The organism is Nonomuraea sp. NPDC052129 (genome assembly GCF_040680095.1).
Taxonomy (GTDB): Bacteria; Actinomycetota; Actinomycetes; order Streptosporangiales; family Streptosporangiaceae; genus Nonomuraea.
Genome location: NZ_JBFAVX010000034.1, coordinates 20,194 through 43,396, shown reverse-complemented (window position 1 = coordinate 43,396; position 23,203 = coordinate 20,194). Strand labels below are relative to the sequence as shown.

The 23,203-nt window shown below is 65.7% G+C and carries 19 protein-coding genes and 2 pseudogenes; 14 read left to right on the top strand and 7 right to left on the bottom strand.

Annotated features, from left to right (window positions below; translation table 11 throughout):
- Positions 1–9 precede the first annotated feature (9 nt).
- Positions 10–144, top strand: coding sequence for a hypothetical protein (locus AB0L53_RS46525; protein ID WP_364009311.1), 135 nt, complete (start codon positions 10–12; stop codon positions 142–144).
- 10 nt (positions 145–154) lie between these two features.
- Here AB0L53_RS46525 and AB0L53_RS46520 read toward each other — a convergent pair whose 3' ends face one another.
- Together AB0L53_RS46520 and AB0L53_RS46515 are read right to left on the bottom strand one after the other, a co-directional pair.
- Positions 155–535, bottom strand: coding sequence for a hypothetical protein (locus tag AB0L53_RS46520; RefSeq protein WP_364009308.1), 381 nt, complete (start codon positions 533–535; stop codon positions 155–157).
- A gap of 7 nt (positions 536–542) precedes the next feature.
- Entirely contained in the window at positions 543–1,853 is a 1,311-nt protein-coding gene (locus AB0L53_RS46515) for a helix-turn-helix transcriptional regulator (RefSeq protein ID WP_364009306.1), read from the bottom strand.
- 173 nt (positions 1,854–2,026) lie between these two features.
- On the opposite strand from AB0L53_RS46515, the gene AB0L53_RS46510 reads away from it, so the two are divergent.
- From AB0L53_RS46510 to AB0L53_RS46490, 5 genes and pseudogenes are all read left to right on the top strand, one after another.
- Complete coding sequence (locus AB0L53_RS46510; RefSeq protein ID WP_364009511.1) at positions 2,027–2,335, top strand: hypothetical protein; 309 nt, start codon at positions 2,027–2,029, stop codon at positions 2,333–2,335.
- A complete protein-coding gene (locus tag AB0L53_RS46505) occupies positions 2,314–2,376 on the top strand; it encodes a hypothetical protein (RefSeq protein WP_364009508.1) in 63 nt (20 codons plus the stop codon). Before AB0L53_RS46510 ends, AB0L53_RS46505 begins: the two co-directional genes overlap by 22 nt.
- 198 nt (positions 2,377–2,574) lie before the next feature.
- Positions 2,575–2,859: a hypothetical protein gene (locus AB0L53_RS46500; RefSeq protein WP_364009303.1), complete on the top strand. Its 285-nt coding sequence runs from the start codon at positions 2,575–2,577 to the stop codon at positions 2,857–2,859.
- A gap of 168 nt (positions 2,860–3,027) precedes the next feature.
- The gene (locus AB0L53_RS46495; RefSeq protein ID WP_364009300.1) at positions 3,028–3,231 is read left to right on the top strand and encodes a tyrosine-type recombinase/integrase; all 204 of its coding nucleotides are present in this window, start codon (positions 3,028–3,030) and stop codon (positions 3,229–3,231) included.
- 567 nt (positions 3,232–3,798) lie between these two features.
- Positions 3,799–4,705: pseudogene (locus tag AB0L53_RS46490) on the top strand (transposase family protein).
- 159 nt (positions 4,706–4,864) lie between these two features.
- On the opposite strand, the gene AB0L53_RS46485 reads toward AB0L53_RS46490, so the two are convergent.
- Complete coding sequence (locus AB0L53_RS46485) at positions 4,865–6,217, bottom strand: hypothetical protein (RefSeq protein ID WP_364009297.1); 1,353 nt, start codon at positions 6,215–6,217, stop codon at positions 4,865–4,867.
- A 385-nt stretch (positions 6,218–6,602) separates the two neighbouring features.
- Here AB0L53_RS46485 and AB0L53_RS46480 point away from each other — a divergent pair, with 385 nt between their 5' ends.
- Both AB0L53_RS46480 and AB0L53_RS46475 read left to right on the top strand, forming a co-directional pair.
- Positions 6,603–12,950, top strand: coding sequence for a DNRLRE domain-containing protein (locus AB0L53_RS46480; protein ID WP_364009294.1), 6,348 nt, complete (start codon positions 6,603–6,605; stop codon positions 12,948–12,950).
- A 110-nt stretch (positions 12,951–13,060) separates the two neighbouring features.
- Complete coding sequence (locus AB0L53_RS46475) at positions 13,061–14,095, top strand: hypothetical protein (RefSeq protein WP_364009291.1); 1,035 nt, start codon at positions 13,061–13,063, stop codon at positions 14,093–14,095.
- Between the two features lie 612 nt (positions 14,096–14,707).
- Here AB0L53_RS46475 and AB0L53_RS46470 read toward each other — a convergent pair.
- Positions 14,708–15,091: pseudogene (locus tag AB0L53_RS46470) on the bottom strand (transposase); the annotation flags it as partial.
- 98 nt (positions 15,092–15,189) lie between these two features.
- Here AB0L53_RS46470 and AB0L53_RS46465 point away from each other — a divergent pair.
- On the top strand, positions 15,190–15,420 hold the full coding sequence (locus AB0L53_RS46465; RefSeq protein WP_364009288.1) for a hypothetical protein: 231 nt from the start codon (positions 15,190–15,192) through the stop codon (positions 15,418–15,420).
- A gap of 433 nt (positions 15,421–15,853) precedes the next feature.
- On the top strand, positions 15,854–16,060 hold the full coding sequence (locus tag AB0L53_RS46460; RefSeq protein WP_364009285.1) for a hypothetical protein: 207 nt from the start codon (positions 15,854–15,856) through the stop codon (positions 16,058–16,060).
- On the opposite strand, the gene AB0L53_RS46455 is transcribed toward AB0L53_RS46460, so the two are convergent.
- The 3 genes from AB0L53_RS46455 to AB0L53_RS46445 are packed head-to-tail and all read right to left on the bottom strand — an operon-like array spanning position 16,050 to position 19,280.
- Positions 16,050–16,955, bottom strand: coding sequence for a carbohydrate ABC transporter permease (locus AB0L53_RS46455; protein WP_364009282.1), 906 nt, complete (start codon positions 16,953–16,955; stop codon positions 16,050–16,052). The two genes, AB0L53_RS46460 and AB0L53_RS46455, sit on opposite strands and share 11 nt — an antisense overlap.
- Before the next feature lie 37 nt (positions 16,956–16,992).
- Positions 16,993–17,925, bottom strand: a complete 933-nt coding sequence (locus AB0L53_RS46450) for a sugar ABC transporter permease (protein WP_364009279.1) — start codon at positions 17,923–17,925, stop codon at positions 16,993–16,995.
- Positions 17,922–19,280 (bottom strand): sugar ABC transporter substrate-binding protein, encoded by a 1,359-nt coding sequence (locus AB0L53_RS46445; protein ID WP_364009276.1) that lies wholly within the window; start codon positions 19,278–19,280, stop codon positions 17,922–17,924. Before AB0L53_RS46445 ends, AB0L53_RS46450 begins: the two co-directional genes overlap by 4 nt.
- 179 nt (positions 19,281–19,459) lie before the next feature.
- On the opposite strand from AB0L53_RS46445, the gene AB0L53_RS46440 reads away from it, so the two are divergent.
- The 4 genes from AB0L53_RS46440 (at position 19,460) to AB0L53_RS46425 (ending at position 23,134) form a co-directional block, all read left to right on the top strand.
- A complete protein-coding gene (locus tag AB0L53_RS46440) occupies positions 19,460–20,134 on the top strand; it encodes a GntR family transcriptional regulator (RefSeq protein WP_364009273.1) in 675 nt (224 codons plus the stop codon).
- Positions 20,121–21,056, top strand: coding sequence for a dihydrodipicolinate synthase family protein (locus AB0L53_RS46435; RefSeq protein WP_364009270.1), 936 nt, complete (start codon positions 20,121–20,123; stop codon positions 21,054–21,056). The genes AB0L53_RS46440 and AB0L53_RS46435 overlap by 14 nt, the downstream gene beginning before the upstream one ends.
- Positions 21,053–22,189, top strand: a complete 1,137-nt coding sequence (locus tag AB0L53_RS46430) for a mandelate racemase/muconate lactonizing enzyme family protein (RefSeq protein ID WP_364009268.1) — start codon at positions 21,053–21,055, stop codon at positions 22,187–22,189. Before AB0L53_RS46435 ends, AB0L53_RS46430 begins: the two co-directional genes overlap by 4 nt.
- A gap of 225 nt (positions 22,190–22,414) precedes the next feature.
- Positions 22,415–23,134 carry a DUF4429 domain-containing protein gene (locus AB0L53_RS46425; RefSeq protein ID WP_364009265.1) on the top strand — a complete coding sequence of 240 codons (720 nt, stop codon included), beginning with the start codon at positions 22,415–22,417 and terminating at the stop codon, positions 23,132–23,134.
- Positions 23,135–23,203 lie beyond the last annotated feature (69 nt).

Genomic DNA, 23,203 nt, shown 5'->3' with positions numbered 1-23,203 from the left:
CACCACGCCGTGCCAGCCGACAGCAGCAGCGGCCGGGGCCTGTGGCTGGCCAGGCAGTGGGTCAGCCAGCTGACCATCGAGAGCGGCGCCAACGGCACCACCGTCACCCTGGAGGCCGCCGCCTCGCAGCCGGACCATCCCTGAGCAAGCTGCTTTAGCGATGCACAGCGTCATCTTCGATACGTTGAAAAATATCCGCGTCGGTCTCACGCTGCCACTCGGGAAGGTCCTCCCAATCGGCCACATAAGACGGCTTTGGAGTTTCAATGTGCTTATGGATTTGAGCGATCCAGCACAGGGCCACGAAGCGGCCTCTCTGTTCGCGGGTCAGCTTCGCGGTGCTGCCAGCGCTGGCCTCGACGAAGGTCCGCACTTGGACGTAGACGGCGGCAGCAGCTTGGCGTTCCCAGTCGGGCGTCTCTTCCCATGGAGCGACGTAGGAAGACTTGGGCTCGCCTGGGTAGTGCTTGTTCACCCCAGCGATCCATGCTTCGCGGAAGGCGCGGCCCTGCTCGTCCGTCGCAGTCAGCATCATGGTCCTCTCAGTGTTGGGCGGGGGCCGACAGGCGGGTGATGCGATCGTTCAACTGGACCACCCGCTTGTCGGCGAGAAGGGGTCGGAGCTGTTTTTGGATGCCGTGGAGCTTGCGGCCGACGTATCCGGCGGATTGCGTCTGCTCGGCCACGTCCACGGCGTGCCCCGCGTGATGCAGGAATTGATCCATGTTGCGGCGTTGAATGCCGAGGGCTGCCAGGTCGGTGAGGAGGCTGCCACGGCGCCGAAGCGAGGTGGCCTGGTTGAGTGCCGCAAGGAGTGATGCCTCGGCGAGGTCTGTCTGGCCGAGAGCGAGGTAGCAGGTACCGCGTTCGTCAGTCAGGCGGGAGCCGTCGAAGCGGAGCCAACCTCCAGGGCTGACGGGACCTGCGAGGTCGAGAACCTGGTCGGCGGTGTCGAGGGCGCGTTCACAGGCTGCTCGGTCCCCGTCTCTGGCAAATGCCTCAGCCTGTACGGCAGCGACCCAGTGCCGCGTGGACAGCTGACTGTCGCCCTGCTTGGCGATGCGGGCAGCCGCCGAGAGCACCGCGGTGGCCTCGGGATATTCATGGTCGTACATGTTGACGAACGCCTGGCGAGTGAGGGCGCCGGCCCAGCGGTCGTAGCAGCGAGCTTCGCGGCCGGCGGTCACGGCCATGGTGTAGCAGTAGGTGGCGTCGGTGTAGCGGTTGCTGTCGAAACAGATCTCTCCCGCAAGCTGGAAAAGGTCACAGGCCAAGACGCACAGTTGCTGGCGGGCTCGTGCTGAGTGGGCCTGGTCCAGCTGCTTGACGAGAATCTTGAGCTGGTCATGGACCAGTGGGTAGACCAGGCGCTTCGACTTGGACAAGGCGAAGACCTGCCAGAGGTGGCTGCTGAGCAACGCGTGCTGTTCTAGGTCATCGGCTTCGTCGGATTGGCCAGCCCAATCCTGGATGTCGGCGTTGGCCGGCGGGGGAAGCACCATGAGCGTGCCCGCGATGCTCAGCAGGCGGAGGAGTTCACGACGGTACATGTCGTCAGCTTCACCCGTCGGCTGGGGTTCAGTCACGACCTGGCCGATGACGACCGGTGTCGAGGTGGAGACGGGAGAAGGCTTCTCGGGTTCTTCACAAAGAACCAGGAGGTGATCCAACTCGTCCGCGGTGACCTTCAGCAGATCGCAGATCTTGGGCCGGATGTACGGGCAAGGCTCGGTCTTCCCCAGCTCCCACCGTCCCGCGGTGGTCCGGTCGATCCCAAGCTGATCAGCGAAGAATTCCTGACTGTAGCCGAGCGCCTTCCTTCGATCGGCGAGGCGTCTGCGTTTGCCCGCCACAGCGCACCTCCGCCCACGTGTGGTCCCGTCAAGGGCAGCGTACGGGACGTGCCTGCTCAGCGGCTGCGATGCCGCATAGGTGCCGCATGGATGCGTCACTGATGCCGTGGCCTGCGCCGTTGCCGCGCGGTTGGCTAAGGGTGCTCACCGGGACTTCGATCGGAGGAGATCAGGTGCTCATCGCACACCCCGAAAGCAATCGCTTGCCCGTAGACCTGTTCCCGGGATCGCCAGGCATGGACGTGGAAGCGGCTGAACGAGCCGCCGCTGCCCTCCTCGCGGCCATCGGCGTGAGCGGTGACAGCGAGGCCGCCGATCGGACACCGGCCCGGATGGTGACGGGGCTGGCGGAACTGCTCGGTTGCCCGGCGTGGGAGTTCACTACTTTCCCCGATCGGGAAGGGCAGCACGAGCTGGTGCTGCCCGTGATGTGCCGTTCACCTCGCTGTGTGCGCACCAGCTGCTTCCGTTCTCGGGTGTAGCGCACGTGGGGGTGCTTCCCGCCACAGGGAACGCCGGATGAACGGGGGGTGGCGACGGTGATCCGGCCAGACGAGACAAGCAAGACGTCGCCCGCCCTGCTTGCCGGGGTCGGAGGGATCAAGCTGCGCAACTCGCGCCGAGCGCTCCACATCGGTGGCAACGACAGAGATCAGAGCACAGGTGGGGAGCGGGAGTGTCTCGATTGCCTCGGAAGCGGCCGGGCCGAAAGAAGCGGGAGATGAATCCGATCATGCTGGCGGCGGTGTCTGGCTTTCCCCAGAGCCAGGAGGAGGGTGAGCTGCTCGTGCGGTTGCGCGACGCGCTCACGAGACTCGGCGTCAATGCCGACCTGCGGGACAACAACAGCGCGCTTCTGGTGCGCAAGCCTGAGCCAGGGCTGCCGGTATGGGTGTTCATCGGGTACGGCGGCGCGTACTTCTCCTGGCAGAGCGCCGAGAAGCGGCATCCGGTCGATGACGTGGAGGGTGCGGCGAACGTCTTGGCGGAGTACATCGCCAAGTAACAGGCGGGCGCGGCGGGGCGGTGAGTCCCCGTTCGGAGGGGGACGAGGCAGGTCCTTCCCCGCCTCGTCGCGCCTCATCGTCCGGCAGGTGGTCGAGTCCACGCCCCTGGAAGGGTCGCCCCCGTCCCTCCGCGGCTGCCTGCCGGGCCTTCTACTGCTTGTCCGCGCGTGGCCGAGGTGGACAAGGACGCCCGCGTCCACGACGCACGCCATACCGCCGCGACACTCCTCATCGAACATGGCGTGGGCATCAGCGTCGTTCAAGGAATTCTCAGTCACTCACAACTGACCACAACCAAGAGCTACACCCACATCACGGCGACGCTCTCCACCGAAACAGCAGCTCGTATGGGCCGCGCACTCTGGGGCTAGCTAACGGCAACTGGAAATGCAACCGGGCGGATTTCGGATCATGAAGATCGGGGAGTCCGCCCAGGTCATTGAAGTAGGGCACCCGAGGCTCGAATCCGGAACCTACGAATTAAAAGTCCGCAGTGCTCCGTTCCAGACGGTGACGAATAATGTCACATCCGCTGTTTGTTCAGGTAGGCGACTTGTGCACCGACCGTTCGGTGACGCAAAGCCGCGCGGATCCGGGACCGTCTAGGACTGCCGGCCTCCCTTCGGTCTCCCTGTTTCCAGTTCTCGTGCCCACGCCATCCGCGAGAAACTCGCGATTCTTGGTGATACGTAACCCGAGTCGTCGCCGCCTAAGTGGGCACAAAATGATAAATTGTCAGAGTTAGTCCCAATTTATGCCTGGCCCGAGATGCGGGGATTGACAGACTTTCGCCACTTTCGGCCTCCCCGAGCAGGGGCCATCGAGCTGGAATTTTGCCTGATGAGTCACCTCCTGCCCGTCCGATCTCGGGACGCCCCCGAATCGCCCAACTCGACAGGTGCGGGCCTTCTGCGGCGACAGTTGCTAGCACGAAGGCTATGACCACACGCCGCCCTTACCCCTCGGACCTGTCCGATGCCCGCTGGGCGTTACTCGAACCGACCCTGAGCGCCTGGCGAGCCGCACGCATGCAGGCTCGCGCACGGGCCGGGATCACCGTCGCAGACCCGTCGACCAGCCTGCGCGACATCTTCGACGCCATCCTCTACATCAACCGCACCGGCATCGCCTGGAAGTACCTGCCCCACGACTTCCCGCCCCGCACCACCGTCTACTACTACTTCTCCGCCTGGGCCAAGGAAGGCATCTTCGAGCAGTTAGGCATCGACCTGACCGGCCTCGCCCGCACCCGCGAAGGACGCCAACCCGAACCCAGCGCCTGCGTCATCGACAGCCAGAGCGTCAAGACCTCAACACAACGTCCCCCTCGGCACCCAAGGCATCGACGCAGCCAAGAAGATCGTCGGCCGCAAACGGGGCATCCTGACCGACACCCTCGGCCTCACCGGCAAGGCCCACCAGCACGCCGGCAACCTTCAGGCCCTGTCGGCACCCAGCGGTCTGCCTCTGTGGATTGGCGAGGTCGAGCCCGGCTCGGTGCACGATCTGACCGCCGCCCGCACGCACGTGCTGGGCGCGCTGTACGCCGCTGCCGCAGCCGGCCTCCCCACCCTTGCCGACAGGGGCTACGAGGGCGCCGGAATCGGCGTTCACACGCCCATCAAACAACCCGAGGGAAACCAGATTCTCAGCCCGGACAACCGCACCTACAACCGGCTTCTACGCGCCCTACGCTGCCTCGGCGAACGCGGATTCGCCCTGCTCAAAGGCCGCTGGCGGACCCTTCAGCACATCACCGTCAGCCCCAGCCGAATCGGCGACATCGCTCGCGCAGCGCTTGTCCTCACCCATTTCGAGCACGACTACCTACCGGCAATTGGTTGAGATCACGTCAGTTTCCGCTCGTCTTTCGACAGCGTCGCCACAGTGATGTCTTGCCACTGGGGGCCGCCGCAGGCCGTTAACATCGCAGCGGCCAATACGATGGTCGCCGCGGGCGCGAGCCAGTTTCCGCGGGAAAGAGCCATGGAAGTGGGTCTGCTCCTATCGACGTTTCATGACGTCGCCGCCGAATGCTCGGCGAACATCTTGTATATCAGTGAAGTTCAGCCTGCAGAGGCCCAGGACGGAGGCTCCGCCGCTGAGGATGCCCTTGGCGACTATGTATCCGTCAGGCTGGATCGTGAAGATGGGGCCACCAGAGTCCCCGGCCTCTGAACAGCCGCTGGCCCTCGAGCCCTGTACGCCGTTCTGCAGGGTGCCGGCGAAGCCTTCGCCTTCGATGTTCTGCGCAATTGGTTTGCCAACCCCGGGTCCAACCCCGGACTCGCCTGGTACGCCCGCGCCAAGACCGCTCGCTGGCAGGGCCACTACATCGAGGCCGCCGACCTCGCCCGACGCGGATACAACGCCACTCCCGCAGGGCCGATGAGGCACCAGCTCGCATGGTACGAGGCCAACTCCGCAGCCCTGTTCGGAGACATAGCCCGAGCCCGCGACGCCATCCAAACCGCGACCGAAACCCTCACCTAGCCGGTGCTGGGCGGCGACGTCGAGGAATGCGCCGAGCTGGATCGGCGTCCAGACCATCACGGGCGATGGTCGCAGTTCGAGGGTCTCCCATACCCGTACGGCGCTGATCTTCTTGCTGCCCTTCTCCGCCCGGACGGCCGCCAGGCGCTCGGCGAACTTGGCGTTGAACGTCTCCACCCTTTGCTTTGTCCACCCCAGAGCCTTGGGCCGCTTCACCTTGTCCAGCTTGATGGCACCAGCGTTGTTGACGCTGATGATCTCTTGCCGTACGGCGTCGCTCAACACGGTGCTCAGCGTGGCCCGGATCCGCTGCTTCGTCGCCAGCCCGGTGATCTTCCTGCCTCGCACCGAGGCAAGCAGCGCCGGGTCTTCCGACGCGCGCGCCTTCAGGATCGCCGCGTTCTTCTCGTCGATGCGGGTGAACACCTTCTGCAGGGCCGACACCCACAACCTGTCCATGCGGACTTGGGCGAGAACCTCTTTCAGGTGCTCCTTGTAATGGGATCGGTAGCTCATGAGTGTGGTCTTGCGAATGTCGCCGGTCCGCTCGTGCTCCGCCATGCAGCTCTCGAAGAAGTCGCCGAACAGCATGGAGCTGAGCCGCTGGCCGCCGTTGTACTTGCGGCGCAGTTCGTCGTAGTCCGGCAGTGGCGCCTCTTTCTTGTGAGCCGCTTTGATCATGTCGAGGATTTCCGTCCTCGCCTGGTGCCCGTCCGGCCCAGCCTCGGGGATGTCGAGGGAGACGGCCCGCCTCCTCGTAGCGGTCAGGTTCGCCTCGGTGTTGAAACCGCCCAGGCGGAGTGGTTCAGCGCCACCCGCGGCCGTCGCCCGAATGCGCTCCGGCGTCGCCGCATGAGAGCCCACAGGACCTTGAACACGGTCGTCCGCCTGGGGTCAGCGTTCACCCGTGGTCGACATTCGGGACGGCGGCTCGGGAAACAACCCGCGGGAGCACCGACACCGCGCCCCGGGCCGACCACACAAGCTCACCATCGATCTCTCGCACTGACGCACGCGGCCGGCCACCACGTCGTATCCTCCCGGCCCTGCCGATCCGGTACTCACGGAGCCGACTCCCGTTACCGAAAAGGATCTTTACATAAGATCGCAACGCATGTGATGATCACTCCGTTTTGCCACTTCTGTTCGAAAGGCTCGAGTGAACCCATCACGAACGTCGTCCGGCTTATTTAGCCGGACGCGCCGCCGCGCTGCCCTGATCGCGGCTCTGACAATGCCGCTCTCGCTCATGAGCGTGCCCGCGATCGCCCAAGGCCCCACGCCACCCCCTACCAGCGCTCCCACGACGGCGCCGCCGAGCGTCCCCGCCACGCCCACCGGTAAGGCGCTGGCGCAGGCCAAGAAGGACAACCGACGCATCGAGATCGAGTCGCTGCGCTCGGAAAGCGCCACCTACTACGCCAACCCCGACGGCAAGACCTTGCGGATGGAGCAGTACCTGGAGCCCATCCGGGTCAAGAACGCCGACGGCGACGGCTTCACTCCGATCGACACCGTTCTCGTCGAGGCAGACGGAGTCATCAAGCCCAAGGCGGTCAAAGGCAGCCTGATGCTGTCCGCCGGCGGCAACACCGAAGTGATCAAGACCAAGAGCGGCAACATCGCCGCTCAGATCGACGCTCCGCGCACGTTGCCCAAGCCCACGCTCACCGGCAGCACCGCCAACTACGCGTCGGCTTACGGCAAGGGCATCGACTTGGTCGTCACCGCCACCGCGACCGGGTTTCGCCAGCAGATCCTCATCCGGGAACGCCCCGCCGGACCGGTCACCTTCCGCGTCCCCGTGGATCTGCCCAAGGGCATCTCCTTCGGCAAGAACGCCAAGGGCCAGCCGACGCTGAAGAGCGACAACGGCAAGCACAGCCTCGACATCCGGCCCGCGGCGCTGCTGGACGCGATCGCAGCTGACGTGAACGTCGACCTCGGCGCCGTCAGGATCGGCAAGGCGCAGGTGAGCCTGGACGGCTCAACGCTGGTGTACAGCCCCGACCCGGCCTTCCTCGCCGACCCAGCGACGACGTACCCGGTGACCATGGCCGCCGTCGACGACGACTGGTACGAGTGCACCCTCGGCGACACCGCCAAGCCCTGTCCCAGCGGCGATCCGATGGACACGTACATCAATGACGTGGACCTCACCGACAGCTGGGACATGCACTACCGCGACCAAATGTGGGTCGGCAAGTCCTACTCCAGTAACATCGCCAAGCGCTGGCGCGCCTACATCCAGTTCCCGCTCCCCCAGTCAAGCGACCCATTCTGGGGCTCCAGAATCCAGAACGCCGACCTGGAGCTGTGGAACTACCTGTCTAACGACTGCGGCGAGTTCGTCGGGTCCGGAATCACCGCTCGGCAGGTCACCTCCGACTGGGACCATCTGACCCTTCAATGGAACGACCAGCCGTCGGTCACCAACAGGGGCGCGGACACCGAGTACGGGGCCTACAGCCCCGACTGCTCCGGTTCGATGAACTACGAGCACGACCTCATCCACTCGGTCGACACCATTGTCCAGGCTTGGGCAGACGGCGAAACGAACTACGGATTCCAACTCACCGCAGGTAACGAATCCGAACTGCGGAACTGGCGCCGCTACCGCAGCCGAGAGCAGACCAGCGGCTATCCTGCCCACGGTCCCAGGCTCACGGTCGACTTCGCCCCAACGCGGAATGTCGCTTCGGTGTACCTCCTCGAGATGGACGAGACTCCCCCAGCGACGACATATGAACTTGATCAGTTGGCGGCGGACGGCCGAGTTTCCACTTCTCTGCCACAGCCGGATCCGATCACTAACGCGCAGGACGGGGAGTATCGTGCCGCAAGCGATCAGGACTACACGGCCTCTACAGATGATCTTGAGTTGACGCCGATCGAGGCGCCGGACACGGGAATCGCCGCCCGCTGGCCCTTCAGTGAAGCCTCCGGCAGCACGTCCGCCGACGTTTCTGGAAAGAACCATTCAGCCACCGTCAACACGGGTGTGGCATGGACTCCTGGAGTCAGCAACTCTGCCCTCACTAACGTTGGCGTCGGCAACGCAACTCGGAATGCCCCCACCTCGGAAAGCCTCTTCCCGGCGCGGATCGCCGCCGCGCAGCAGGCTGCCACGCAGAACATCAAGGTAGAAGTCACCGAAGAGACATCGGAAACCAGCATCACCTACGCTCAGCCCGGCGGACGGTCATTCGTCACTGAGGTGACGGCAGGTCCGGTCCGCGCCAAGCACAACGGGCTGTGGGTGCCCATCGACACCACCCTGATGTTCCAAGGCGGAAAGCTGACACCGAAGGTGATTGCCAATGGTGTAGCTGTGGAGATCTCCGCCGGGGGCGAGGACGCCTTCGTGAAAATGGCCGCCGAAGGGCATAGCTACGCGCTGCGCTGGCCGACCCCGCTACCGAAGGCGACCGTCAAGGGCAGCGTTATCACATACACAGACGCCGCTGGCGTCGGTGCCGACCTGGTAGTGACGGCGTTGCCCACGGGGTTCCGGCACGACATAGTGCTGCGGCAGCGGCCATCCAAGCCGCTGGAGCTGCGTATCGGCGTAGAAGACGATGATCTCACCTTGTCGCAGGGCAAGGGCGGACGGCTGCTGCTGAAGGGGAAGAACAACAAGCTCATCGCGTCGGCGCCGCAGCCGCTTATGTGGGACGGAAGCGCCAAGGGCCGTCTCCCCTTGGCCAAGCATGCCAAGGTCAGCACGGACGTCGTCACCAAGGACGGCCGCACCGAACTGGTGCTGAAGCCGGACCACAAGTTCCTCATCGACCCTGACATCACCTATCCCGTACGGGTGGACCCGACGGTCACGTTGCCGCTCAGCTCCGACGTGGAGGTGAGCTCCGACGACGACGCCAGCCTCCCGGCCGACCCGACCGCTGCGCAACTCCTGGCTGGCACCACGCCCGGCGGCTACAAGAACCGGGTGCACCTGAAATTCGACACCGCGAACCTGCCCGGCTCCACAGTGACTGAAGCAAAGCTGTCGATGAACACCATCGACGCCCAGAACTGCGGCCCCACCGTCGGCGCCGGCATTCAGGTTGCCCGTCTGACCAGCGCCTGGGACCCGGACAACGTGCACTGGGCCAACAAGCCCACCCTCACCACCGAGGACGCCTCGACCAACACCAAGGCAGTCAACCAGGACTGCGCCACCTGGCCGGACGCCATGGAGTGGAACGTCACCGGCATCGCCCAGGACTGGGCCGCCGGAGCCGCCAACCACGGCCTGGTGCTGAAGTCGCCCGGCGAGACCAACGTCAACAACTACCGGGTGTTCACCGCCTCGGAGGATATCGACTTCAACGTTCCGCCGAAGCTGACCATCACCAGCAGCGGACCCGCATCGGCCCCCAACGTGGCCGGGCTGGCGATCATGCCGGCGCAGGACGTGAACGACACCACGGTGACCAGTTCACTCACTCCACAGCTCGCCGCGACCGTCACTGACACTATCGGCGGCAGGCTGACGGGCGAGTTCGAGGTCGAACACGACCCGGCTGCGGCGGGGCAGGGGACCGGTCAAATCTGGGCCGGTAGTTCTTCTGCCGCGGTCGCCTCCGGCGGTCAGGCAACGGTCAGCATCCCCACGGGGAAACTGGCCGACGAGTGGAAGGTGCGGTGGCGGGCTCGTGCCGTGAACACGTCTGCCTCCACGACGTCAGCGTGGTCGGCGTGGCAACCTGCGACCGTGGATGTGCCGAACCCGACGGTCGGCCCGTTCCAGGTGACTCCGGCGCAGGCGGTGAATGGCAAGACCGTGACCACCAGCCTGACCCCGGCACTGCACGCGACCGTCACCGACCCTGCCGGGCAAGCGGTCCGCGTGGAATACGAGGTCGAGCACGACCCAGCAGCCGCCGGACAAGGCAGCGGCCAAATCTGGGCCGGTGCCGTCGACAACGTCGCTTCCGGCACCCAAGCCAGCCTTGCCGTCCCTGACGGCAAGCTGACGGACGAATGGAAGATCCGCTGGCGCGCCCGAGCTGTCAACACGACCACAACCATCAGCTCTCCCTGGTCCGCCTGGCTGGAGCTTGCGGTAGATCTGCCGGATCCGGTCTCGAATCCATCGGTCGGGGCGCTACAGGTCAACCCCTCGCAGCAGGTAGACGGGACGACCATCACCAGCATCCTGACGCCGACGCTTCTCGCCCAGGTGAACAATCCCGTGGGAGGCACACTCAAGGCGGAGTTCGAGGTCGAGCACGACCCAGCAGCCGCCGGACAAGGCAGCGGCCAAATCTGGACCGGTGCCGTCGACAACGTCGCTTCCGGCACCCAAGCCAGCCTTGCCGTCCCTGACGGCAAGCTGACGGACGGATGGAAGATCCGCTGGCGCGCCCGCGCGGTAGCGGGTGAGCTGGCCTCAGGCTGGGCTGACTGGCAGGTCCTCTCCGTCGCCTTGCCGAAGCCCAGCGTGCATGATCTGACAGTGACGCCGTCTTCTGTCGTGGGCGGCACCACCGTGACAACGCTGACTACGCCGACGCTGAAGGCAACTGTGACTGATCCTCAGGGGCGGGCGCTGCGGGCAGAGTTTGAGATCGAGCACGACCCTGCTGCAGAGGAAGGTCAGGGCACAGGGTCTATCTGGGCTGCCTCGGTGGACAATATCGCTTCTGGTACCGCGGCGGCTGTCCTGGTACCGGACGGCAAACTCACGGATGGATGGAAGGTCCGCTGGCGCGCCCGTGCCATGGCCGGAGAAACGGCTTCACCCTGGGCGGAATGGCAGCAGATCACAGTAGATATAAGCCAAGCAGGCAGCGGGCCTTTCGCACAAACTGAAGGGCCGGTTCTGCGGACCGATCAGGCTTTCACTGTCGCCGCATGGCTTCGGGTGTCCGACAGGGATGCCGCCTACACCTTCCTGGAACAGCGAGGTGCACACCAGGCGCCCTTCCGGATCGGAAATGATGCTGAACATGGTCTGGTGTTCACCATGAGTCGCACTGACGACGCGAACGCTTCCGTCGAGGGTGTGCTGTCCGGCGTCAAACCGCCCGTCAACAGATGGTTTCACCTGGCCGGCGTCTACTCGAAGGAGTCAGGAAGCGTAGCTCTCTATCTGGATGGAAACCAGATCGGAAATTCGGCAATTAGCTTTCCATCCTGGAATTCCACCGCTCCCATGACTTTGGGTACCGCCCTGACGGGGAGCTTGGATGACGTCTGGGTCTTCAACCGCGACCTCAATGCCGATGAGGTCTTCTCAGTGCAGGACGGCGGCCCCACCGCTGAAACTTCAACGGAAAACAGTACTGCGGCCAAATCAATGAATGCGATGGCCACTGCCGGTAAATACGACAGGATCGATCCGGCCACATGCCACAAAGAATACGGCGCCAGGCGTACGCACGGCCTGATGAAGAACCGCTTCAGCGGGTGCATCAAATATAAGGTGTCAGTTCACCACCAGACCCAACAAGACGACGACGATATTGACCTGACAGACGGCAACAGCTGGGATGGAGAGTTGCTTTTCGTCGCCAAAACGTTCACCGGCAAGTCTTCTCTCGACGCGGGAGCGACAACGCGTGATACCTGGTTCGACGTTTACATCGCTACAGGGGATTACGGTGGCGTTGCCTTGCCGTCAACCGAGGTTGGTGGTGACGGACTCACGGTAGGGATGCGCCCTGCAAAGAACCAGACTTCCTGCCGCGACGTCACCGGAAATCAAAACAAGGTAACAAAAGAGGTTGATGACTGGGACGACGAAGCTTGGGACGAAGCCGGCGAGTGGAACAAGATAGCTACGTTCCAATTCCGCGCTGACGCCGCACATGCGCCCGCAACCCGCACCGACTGGTATAGGTCCGGCGTGCAGGCCAACGTCGAGAAGATTTCCAACTGCGTCTTCCAGCCTTATGCGGAGCTCTCTCCCGGAGCGCAAGTTCAGCACGAAGTCGACTTCCAATATACGACCACCGAGAATGACTTCAGGGTCAGATGTGACAGCGCGGACTACCTGTCCCGGTCGACCGGCGGTTGCACTGTGCCTACCGTGCCATCGATTCAGTGGAAGCAGTCCGCTGGGTACGAGCAGGCATACATCCATTACTGGAAAGCGTGCTACAACCATGCGGACACCTTCCCGACACGATTCACCGCCAAGGCCATGCCCGGTTGCGCCGTCAAGGGAACTGGCCGTCCTGCTACCAACCAGAATCTCTGGCGGCTACGCGCAAACATCAATAACAACAGATCCCGTTCCGAGACCAGATGCCAAGACCTGTGGCCTGGTTACAGCCTGGCACCGGACCCTCAAGAGTGCGACGAGTACCCGTTTGCCTCGGTAGGAAATCGTTCCACGGCCGAAGACCAGAAGGGTAACCTCTCCGTCTGCGCAATGCCGGCAGGCACGCGCGAAGCAAACCAAGTGGCTGGCAGGCTGCTGCGTCGGCTCTACAATTTTGACAGAATTCTCGACGGCGACGGATTCTTCAATAGATTCGTCGGCGACAATAGCGGAACCGGCGCTCCGGAACCGCTCCCGAAGATGGAGGACCATTGCTGGCCGGGCCACATTGATAAACTTTCCGGCTACTATACGGGCCTCAAATAGTAGTTGATCGCTCAGTCGCCGTGGAAACATCTCACGTTTCCACGGCGACTTCTCGTAAAAGCCTTCAGATAACCGGACGGACCAATATTCACATGAGTTTCAGTGAAACAGTGAGCTACTACACCGACCTCATTCAGTCCAGCGCCTCATTCGGCGAGGAGCTGGCCTGGACTATCATTCGCCCTCTCGGGGAACCCCTACCACTCGAGGCCGCAGCTTCACGGCTGATCGGTGGCGGGCATCCGCTCCTGGTGGAATCCGATGAAGAATTCACCGAGGAAGCCGAATCCTTGGAAGGCTATGCCGTCTACATGGGACGATCCGGCGAGGCGACCATGCTGCTTGAACCCAGCGGATTCAGCTACGCCTCCACACCACAGGTCATGGCGTGGCTCAGCCATAACGCGCAAGTTTGGCACCTGTCGTGGAACCACACTGGCAGCAGAGTCCTGGAGTACGCCGCCAACGGGCAACGGCTGGCCCGGATACCCGAGCTGGATCCTCGGGCGGTCCACGGTGCCGACCCCGCTGCGCTGCAGGAGGAGGCGGCAGCCCTTGAAGAAGCCGGCAACGCTTCCTGGCCGGCCAAAAAGGCAACCGCAATGGCGATCATCGAGCGGCGCACCGGAGCACGCCTGCCCATTGACTGGTTCGACCAGCCTCACCTGGTGGCGGTCGTTGACCCCCTGATGAACGATGGATGCCCGCCGATCGGCCTGTGGCATCATGAACCAGATCTGCACGCCAGACTCCGACTGGCATCTCAGGAGCACCGACAGACGGTGCTGCTACAGGTGATCGACGTTCTCGTCGAACGCTTCGACCTTGGCCTGACCGCGATCACCCGTGCTGTGCGGACGGCACACGACGGACAGCCTCTTGACGACGCGCTGTTGGAGGGAGTGCGAGAAGAATGGGCGAACCTCGGCGCGCGATGGGCTGGGCGTGGCTACGCCGTCCGAGAGGAAGATGAAAACGCCTGGCGGCGGTGGGTGGCGGCCAACGCGATCCGCCACAGCCTGCGCTCCCTCAATGAGGCAGCCGGTTTCCTCGATGGCCTCACCTACGCCAGATTCGCGTTGTCGGAGGAGTGGCCCGAGATCAGAGCCAGGATTCGCCCGACGATACGCGATGCAAGCAACTGAACCGGGTGTGAGCCGCAACTCGACCGGAGCGGATGTTTTGAGACGGTATGGACCTTTGGTCTCTGCGTTCGGTAGGGACTTTCGCTAAATAGATTGACGCTCAGCGTGGGTGCGATGCACTGACAGTTATGGGCAAGCCCATCACATACCCCAGCGATCTGTCCGACGAGCGGTGGGAGCTGATCCGGCCGGTCATCGCCTCGTGGAAGGGGCAGCACCGTCGATCAGCGGCCATGAGGGCCTGGCAATGCGGCTGCTCTTCAGGAGGCACCGAGCCCCAGTCGAGTGGTTGCTCGACCGGATCAAGGCTGTGTCGTACCCGGGCGGTCAGATCGACCTAGCAGTCGCCGAGGCCGACCAGCAGGCACAGGTGGAGGAGTTGGCCGAGCATGGCCGCGTCGGAGCCTGACGCGGCCAGGCGCCGACAGCTGACCCGGGCCGTGTTGTCGAGCACGCGGAGCACCTCGGCAGGCTGCGGGAGGCCACCTGGTGGGCCGCGAGATATCTGGAGGACAGCACGTCGTCCCCGCGGATGCGGCAGGCAATACGCGCCGCCTTGGGGCGAGGCCCTTAGAGGGCGCCTGAAGAGCGAAGTTTGTGGTTGATTGCCAGTTACGCGTATCGCCAGGTTGGGGTGGTTTCGTCGGCTATACGTCGAGCGAGGTTGTCGATGGACGCTAGGCGGATCATGGCCGCGGCGTGGTCTGGCCGTGTCTCGTAGTCGCGGGCCAGCCGGCGGTGGAGCATGAGCCAGCCCAGGGTGCGTTCAACGACCCAGCGGCGTTTGACGATGTGGAATTCGGGCTGGTCGGAGCGCCGTGGGACGACCTCGACGTCGATGCCGAGGCGGGCGCCGTGTTCGACGGCGGCGTTCTTGAAGCCGGTGTCCACCCACGCTTTCGTGATCGTGGGGTAGGTACGGCTGGCTTGGGTGAGCAGGGTCTTGCCGATGGCGTTGTCGGACAGGTCGGCGGCGACGACGGTGATGGCCAGGAGGCGTCGATGGATTCGCCTTTGACGCTGAGAGTCTGCTCGGCACAGCGGTCGATGGGGATCAAAGTGCCGTCGAGGATCACGTAGGCCAGCCCGTCGGCATGGGCACGGTTCAGCGCATCGTGCAGATCAGGGGCTTGAGCTGCGAGGACGTCGACCTCCTCGGCGATGTAGCGGTAGGCCGTGGCGCGGGAGACGCGGTGATCGCGGCCGAGCTTGGGGATGTCGCGCTCGCCCCGGAACCAGCGCAGGATCAGCACCGCCTGCCAGAACGGGGTCAGAGCGCGGCTGCCCTTGGGAGTACCCACCCGCCGTCGTTCGTCCTGCAGTGACCGGGCAACGTGGTGAACCAGCGCGCGGGAAACGTCGAGCATGGCACGATGAGCAATCACGTGGAGCCTTTCGGCGGCTGTGCTTTCTTGTGGTGAGAACTCATCTACCGGAGGCTCCACGCCTGTCTCCGGCCTTTGACGACTTCTCCCGAAAGGCCCGAAACGCCACCGCCGCCGTCCCGAACATCCCTCATCGTCCGAATTAATTGCCTGAGATCACCTCAATGCCCGCTGAACACGCATGGTGTCCAACTTAGAGGCCGAGTCCGATACTTTCTCTCGATTTCATTGAGGGCAGGCAGACTGATGTGCCTGGGAGGCTCCTGGCGAGGATGCCGTTACTCATCCTGCTTGATCACCAGCGCTCGTCTGGTTGATCGACGACGAGCTCAACGTGATCGCCGCGTAGCACTCGGCCACCGTCGCCGCCGAGTTGCCGGGCCTGCTGGCTGAGCTCTGCGAGGGTCCGCCGCTGGCCGCCACCGTCGGCTGGGACGCCTTCGGCTGGACCGCCGACGACCGGGTCACCGGCCGGTCCGAGGTGCTGATGATGGTGGGCACGGCGACCATTCCCGGCCCGGCCGGGGTGGCGGGCGGATGCGGGATCCACAGCGAACCGCACGCCGGCGTCAGCCCTTGACCGCGCCGGCGCTCAACCCCTGGATGAGAAAGCGCTGGACGTACGCGAAGAGCACGACGACGGGCGCGACGGCGATCAGGCCCCCGGCGGCGAGAGCGCCGAAGTCGCTGCCGAACTCGCCCAGCAGGTAGCTCAGCCCAACGGGCACGGTGAACCGGTCCTGCGAGCTGATGAACATGATGGCGAACAGGAAGTTGTTCCACGCGCTGATGAACGCGAAGGATCCGACGGCGACGATCCCGGGCTTCAGCAGCGGCAGGACGACCGCGCAGAACGCCCGGATCCGGCCGCACCCGTCCACCTGAGCCGACTCCTCCAGGGTGACCGGCACATTTCTGATGAAGCCCGCCATGAGGACGAGGGAGAGCGGCAGGTGGAAGACGGTGTCGGCGATGATCAGGCTCCATAGGCTGTTCGTCAGATAGAGCCCGTTGAAGATCTGGAAGAGCGGGATGAGCATCATGGCGCCCGGGATGAACTGCGTGCACAGCATGATGACCAGGAAGACGTTCTTGCCGCGGAAGGTGAGGCGGGCGAGCGCGTACCCGCCGAGCATGCCGATCACCGTCGACACGACGAGGCTGGCGACCGCGACGGCGATGCTGTTGCGGAAGTAGACGCCGAAGCCCGAGCCCTCCCAGACCCTGCTGAAGTTCTCCAGGGTGATGGGCCACGGCACGAGGGCCGTGGAACCCGCCGGCCGGAAGGCGAACAGCACCATCCAGTACAACGGGACGAGCGTGAAAAGCAGGAACAACGTCAGCGGCAACCACAGCATCAGGCGGTCGCCCACCGAGCGCCGTCGCTTGCGGGCCGCGTGCGCGCCGGTCGTGTCCCGCCGGGTCGGTGGTGCGGCGGGGGCTCGCCCGACGTCGTCGCGGGTGGCGAGGCTCACTTGCCCTCCTTGGGATCGCCGGAGCTGATGCGGAGGCTCACTTGGCCTCCTTGGAATCGCCGGAGCTGATGCGCAGGTAGACCATGGACGCGAAGGTCAGCAGCAGGAACGCCGTGACGGTGAGCGCGGAGCCGTAGCCGAAGTCCTGGTCGTGGATGGCGGTCTGGGCCACGTAGAGCGGCAGCGTGGTCGTCGAACCCGCCGGGCCGCCGGCGGTCATCGTGTACAGCAGGTCGACGTTGTTGAACTCCCACACCGCCCGCAGCAGCGTGGCGATGACCACGGCCTTGCGGATGTGCGGCCAGGTCACCGCCGAGAACCGGCGCAGCGGCCCGGCGCCGTCGACGTTCGCGGCCTCGTACAGCTCCAGCGGCACCGACTGCAGGTCGGCGAGGATGAGGATGGCGAAGAACGGGATGCCCTTCCACAACTCGGCGATGACCAAGGCCCAGAAGGTCGTGCCGGGCTCCGACAGCAGGGAGGTCCCGTACTCGCCGATGCCCATGGACGCCAGGTAGTGCCCGATCCCGGTGGTGGGGTTGTAGAGCAGGATCCAGATCGTCGTCGTGAGGATGCCCGACACCGCCCACGGGCTGAAGGCCAGGGCGCGGGCCAGCCCGCGGCCCACGAAGGTGCGGTTCAGCACCAGCGCCAGCGCCAGGCCGAACACGAACTGCAGCCCCACCTCCACGAACACCCACTGGGCGGTGAAGCGCAGGCTCCGCCAGAACACCTCGTCGGCCAGCAGTGCCCGGTAGTTGTCCAGGCCGGCGAACCCGTCGTCGAGGGGCCGGGTGAGGTTGTGGTGGCGCAGGCTCTCCCAGAAGACGCTGAGCACGGGATAGAACAGGAAGACCAGCACCAGCACGACGGCCGGCGCGATCAGCAGGTACGCGTGCCCGGCCCGGGATCCGGTGGGGCGGCGCGGCGCGGGCGGGCGGCGCACCGCTTCGGCGGTCGTGGAGCTCATCCGTGCTCCTTGTCGTACTTGCGCTTGGCCGTGGTCAGGGCCCCGGCCGCGGCGGTGAGGAAGTCACGGGGCGTCAGGCTGCCCTGCAGCACCTTCTGCCACTCCGGAAGCAGGTCGGTGACGGTGATGGAGGTGAATTCCGGCAGGTAGTAGGGCTGTTCCAGGGTCACGACGCCGGGCTTCGCGGCGGCGTCCAGCGCGGCCTTCATGGCGGCGTTCTCGGTCACCCACTTCTCTTTCGCGACCGTCTTGTTGCCCGGAAGGTATCCGGACTTCTGGGCCCAGAAGCTGTTGCCCTCGGGTTCCATCGTGTAGGCGAGGAACTTCCAGGCCTCCTCCTGGTGCTCGCTCTTCTGGAACATCGCGAACCCGGTCGTCATCCAGCCGGTCAGCACCTGGTTGTCCGGCCCGGGGAAGGGCGCGACGGCGCCGACCTTCTCGGCTCCCAGGGCGGCGACGTGGTTGGGGTAGGAGCCGATGCTGTGGCTCAACATGGCCGCGCCGCCGTTGCCGAACTGGGCCACCATGGTCTTGAAGTCGGCGGTCAGGTCACTGCGCGCGGTCTGCTTGCCGAACAGGGCCACGTACTTCTCGCAGGCGGCGATGACCGCGGGGTCGTTCAGTGTGGAGGACCCGTCCTCGCGGAAGAACGTGCCCACGCCCGCTCGTGGATAGACCATCTGCACGAACTGGCTGAAGAAGCCGTTGCCGCCGCGCAGCGTGTAGCCGAAGCGGCCGGAGGAGGCGTCGGTGAGGCGGCTCGCGGCCGCGTCGAAGTCCGCCCAGGTGGCCGGCGGCTTCAGCCCGGCCTCCTGGAACCAGTCGGCGCGATAGTAGATCACGTCGGCGAGGCTGGTGGTGGGCGTCAGGTAGAGCTTGCCGTCGGGGGCGGCGGCCCGGGTGGACTTGAGCATCTGCGCGGAGATGTTCTGTTCGAGGCCGGCCTTCTTCAGGCGTTCGTCCAGGGGAGCGAGCGCGTTCTGGGCCACCAGGGCCGCGAGGTCGGACGCCTTCGGGGTGAGCAGGTCGGGTGTGGAGCGCGTCGCGATCGCGGTGTTGATCTTCTGCATGTACTGGTCGGTGGGCAGGCCCAGGTAGTTGATGCGGATGCCGGGGTTCTTGGCCTCGAACATCGAGATCAGCTTCTTGAGGTTGGCCGTGCGCTCCGGGCGGGTGTCGGTGTCCCACAACTGCAGCGTGACGGCGCCGCCGCTGCCGCCGCCTGAGCCGCCGCAGGCGCTCACCGCGGACGCCAGGCCCATGGCGACGCCGGCCCCTGCCGCCGTCCGGATGAAGCCGCGCCGGGACAGGGCGTGCCGGCCGAGGACCTCGGCCGGGTGCTGCTGACGGGTCATGGGTCTTTCCTCTCGTTCACCAAGGACTGCGCTCCGCTGTGCGGTTGCCATACGGTACATGAGATATGAGATTTAGGGTATGGTCGGTTCCATACAATGGGCCACGTGCCCTCCGATCCCACCCCGGCGGTCAGACGGAGCGCTGGTTGCGGTGATCGACGACAAGTGAAGGAGCGCGGGTGAGTGAGACAGTGTTGGGCGTGATCAAAGCGTCTTCCAGGACGGCCCTCGTCCTCGAAGCGCTGCGTCGCGGCATTCTGAGCGGCGAGCTGCCGGCCGGGCGGGCCCTCGTGGAGGTGGAGCTCGCCAGCCGTTTCGGTGTCTCCAAGACCCCGGTGCGCGAGGCACTGAAGACGCTCAGCGGCGCCGGCCTGGTCACCATCGGCGAATACACCGGGGTGACGGTCCGCAAGGTCGACGAGCGCCTCACCCGCAGCGTGTTCGACGCCCGGTGCCTGATCGAGCCGGTCGCGGTGCAGAGAAGCGTCGAGGCGGGACTGCGCGACGGCGGCCGGCTCGCCCGCGAGGCCCTGCGCAAGGCGGACGAGGCCACGGACGAGGTGACCCGCAGCCTCGCCAATCGCGACTTCCACCGCGCCCTCTACGCCGACTACGACAACGAGGTGCTGGTCGGCGTGCTCGACCAGCTGCGCGACCAGACGGCCCTCATCTCCGTCAACGTCTGGTCCCAGCGTCCCTCCTGGGAGGACGAGGCAGAAGAGCACCGGCAGATTCTCGAGGCGGCACTGAACGGGCAGGCCGACGAGGCGGCCCGGCTCGTGTTGCAGCACATCAGCGTGTTCCAGGAGCGGGCGCTCCAGCAGATCAAGGAGGCCGGCCGTGAGGTTCGGTGAGCTCTCCCGGGCCCTGCGCGACGTCGTCGCCATCCCGGTCACGCCCTACGCCGGTGGCGTCCCCGACCTCGCGCTGTACCGTTCGCTGCTGCGCCGCCTGGTCGACGCGGGCGTCAACGTGCTCACCCCGAACGGCAACACCGGCGAGTTCTACGCCCTGAGCCCAGAGGAGCGGCTTCAGCTGATCACGGCCGCAGCGGAGGCCGTACAGGGAGAGGCGCACCTCATGGCCGGGATCGGCCTCGACGTCGCCACCGCCGTCGAGGAGGCCCGCCACGCGGCGGCGCACGGCATCCGGATGGTCATGGTGCATCAGCCGGTGCACCCGCACGTGTCGGCCCAGGGCTGGCTCGACTACCACAGGGAGATCGCCGACGCGGTGCCGGACCTGGCCCTGGTCCTCTACCTGCGCAACGCCTGGGTCGACGGCCGGCTGCTGACGCGGCTGGGCGACCTGTGCCCCAACGTGATCGCCCTGAAGTACGCCGTCACGGACGTGAACCGTTTCGCGCAGCTACGCGCGGAGACAGGCCCCGATCGGTTCGTCTGGATCGCCGGGCTGGCCGAACCGTACGCGCTGTCCTACGCCGTCCACGGGGCCGAGGGCTTCACCTCCGGGCTGGTCAACGTCAACCCCGCCTTCTCGCTCCGGCTCAGGGACGCCCTGCGCGAGGAGCGCTATCCGGCGGCGGAGCGGATGCTCCACGACATCGCGGGGTTCGAGCACCTGCGCGCGGTCGACGGCGGAGCCAACAACGTCAGCGTCGTCAAGGAGGCGATGCACCAGCTCGGCCTGTGCGACCGCGCGGTCCGGGCGCCGAGCACCGTCCTCGGCGAACGCGAACGGCAGGAGGTCGCGCGAATCCTCACCGAGTGGGCGAAGGCCGACGACCTCGGGCCCCTGCCCGCGGCGGCGTCATGAGGATCAGCGGCCTGCGCTCGTTCGTGCAGCGCGTCGGCGAGCGTCCCCGGGTGCTGGTGCGCGTCGACACCGACGAGGGCGTCAGCGGCTGGGGCGAGGCCTACAACCACGGTCCCGACCTGGCGCTCGGCCCCCTGCTCGACTACCTCGGCGGGCAGATCAGGGGTGCGGACCCGCGGCGCGTGGAATACGTGTCCCAGCTCCTCCTCCGCAGCGCCAGGTTCCCGCAGGGGGCGCTCGGGCTGGCGGCGATCGCCGCCATCGACCACGCGCTGTGGGACATCACCGCCAAGGCGCTCGGCGTGCCCGTCTACCAGGTGCTCGGTGGCGCCGTACGGGATCGGGTGCGCGTCTACTGCGGGCTCTACTCCGCGCCCGACCCCGACGAGTGCCGCCGCCAGGCCACCGAGCTGCATCGGCGCCACGGATTCACCGCCTTCAAGCTGAGCCCGTTCCGTACGGACCTGCACGCCAGACGCTGGGGCCTCGTCGTCGCCGAGACGGCGGAATGGGCTCAGGAGGTCAGGCGGTGCTGCCCGGAGGAGTTCGACTTCGCCTTCGACGCGCACGCCAAGATCTTCGAGCCCTACCAGGCGGTTCAGCTCGGCAACGCCCTGGAGCCGATGGACCCGCTCTTCCTGGAGGAGCCGCTGCGCCCGGAGCACTTCGCCTCCTGGGGCTACCTGCGCCAGCAGTTGCGGGTGCCCCTGGCCACCGGGGAGAGCCTGTACTCCCCCCACGAGTTCCTCAACCTGCTCACCCACGGGGGCGCCGACATCGTCCAGCCGGACATCTGCGTGGTGGGCGGCATGTCCCAGATGCGGCGCATCGCGACCCTCGCCGAGACCTTCAACACCATGGTGGCGCCCCACAACCCGATGGGGCCGCTGGCCACCGCGCACAACGTGCACTTCGCCGCGGCCTGCAGCAACTTCTCGATCCTGGAGTACAAGCCGGAGACGACGAGGTGGTGCCCGGACCCGTACATGCCGGTCGACGGGCACCTGGAGCTGCGGCCCGACCGGCCCGGCTGGGGGATCACCATCGACGAGGACGCCCTGGCGGAGGACGACTACGTGCACTGGGAACGCCGGGTTCCCGTCCGGCCGGACGGGTCCCTCGCGTTCTGCTGACACCGCGGGGCCCCGGCAGGTGCGGGGGCGGCAAATCGCAGGGGCGTCTCCGAGCCCGGAGAAGTCGCAGGCCAAGATCCCGGACGCCTGTGCCTTAAGGAAACGCGCCCGTGTCTGGTCGCCGCGCCGAGGCGCGGGATCGATTCCGGCCCAGGCCCAGCCGGCTCGTCGCGGTGGCCGCCCGTCTGCGCAGCCGCCAGTGTTCGGGCACCTATCCTTGCTTGCATGGGTGACGTACTGAAAGGGCGAGGTTGCGCGTGGGAGTTCGAGGACGGGGGGCTGCGCATTACGCCTGAGCCGGGTAAGGCGTCGAAACTGAGCATGGAGCTCGGTGAGCGGTTCGTGCCGTACGACGCGCTGGCCGATGTCATGCTGGAACCTGGCGCACGCGGCAGGGTGGTGTTGCGGGTGGTTCCCCGGGAGGGAGCCGATCCGGTCATGTCCGCGGCAACGGGGCAGCTCCAGGAGTCGCTCGATCCGTACCGGCTGGTGCTGCCCGCCGCCACGAAGACGCTGGCCGACCAGTATGCCGACGAGATGCGCGCGGCCCTGTCCGAGCGCGGTCCGGCTGAGCGGTTCCTGATCGCCGGTCCTTCGGTGCCGCGTAGTTTCAAGGCATGGGACGGTGAGGCCGCCTTCGACGGGCAGGCTGTCACCTTCACCTGGTTCTCATCCGGAGCTTCCCCGGCCAAGTACACGGCAGGTGACCGGCGTTACCCGATCACCGAGATCGAGGGCGTCGAGTGGCATGCACTGGAGGACGCTCGCGGGTCGTTGCGGCTGCGCATCCGTGGGCACCAGGCCCTCTCCAACCCCAACAACGATCCCGCCTCCGTGGTGTTCGGCATTGGCTGGGGAGCCACGCATCACTCCCTGCCCTTCGCCGCCGCCGTGCTGGCCGCCGTACAAGCTCCCATGATCGAACAGGTCGCGGCGGAAGGCTGAGCTGCCGCCGCAGCACCGCCACCTCATGACGCGACACCATGATCTCCGCGTCCTTCGACGCCTGGCCGC

Coding starts and splice junctions, on each gene's coding strand:
- AB0L53_RS46445 (WP_364009276.1), bottom strand. CDS start 19,280: ATGACCCGTCAGCAGCACCCGGCCGAGGTCCTCGGCCGGCACGCCCTG.
- AB0L53_RS46450 (WP_364009279.1), bottom strand. CDS start 17,925: ATGAGCTCCACGACCGCCGAAGCGGTGCGCCGCCCGCCCGCGCCGCGC.
- AB0L53_RS46520 (WP_364009308.1), bottom strand. CDS start 535: ATGATGCTGACTGCGACGGACGAGCAGGGCCGCGCCTTCCGCGAAGCA.
- AB0L53_RS46465 (WP_364009288.1), top strand. CDS start 15,190: ATGGGCACGGTTCAGCGCATCGTGCAGATCAGGGGCTTGAGCTGCGAG.
- AB0L53_RS46480 (WP_364009294.1), top strand. CDS start 6,603: ATGAGCGTGCCCGCGATCGCCCAAGGCCCCACGCCACCCCCTACCAGC.
- AB0L53_RS46425 (WP_364009265.1), top strand. CDS start 22,415: ATGGGTGACGTACTGAAAGGGCGAGGTTGCGCGTGGGAGTTCGAGGAC.
- AB0L53_RS46500 (WP_364009303.1), top strand. CDS start 2,575: ATGAATCCGATCATGCTGGCGGCGGTGTCTGGCTTTCCCCAGAGCCAG.
- AB0L53_RS46430 (WP_364009268.1), top strand. CDS start 21,053: ATGAGGATCAGCGGCCTGCGCTCGTTCGTGCAGCGCGTCGGCGAGCGT.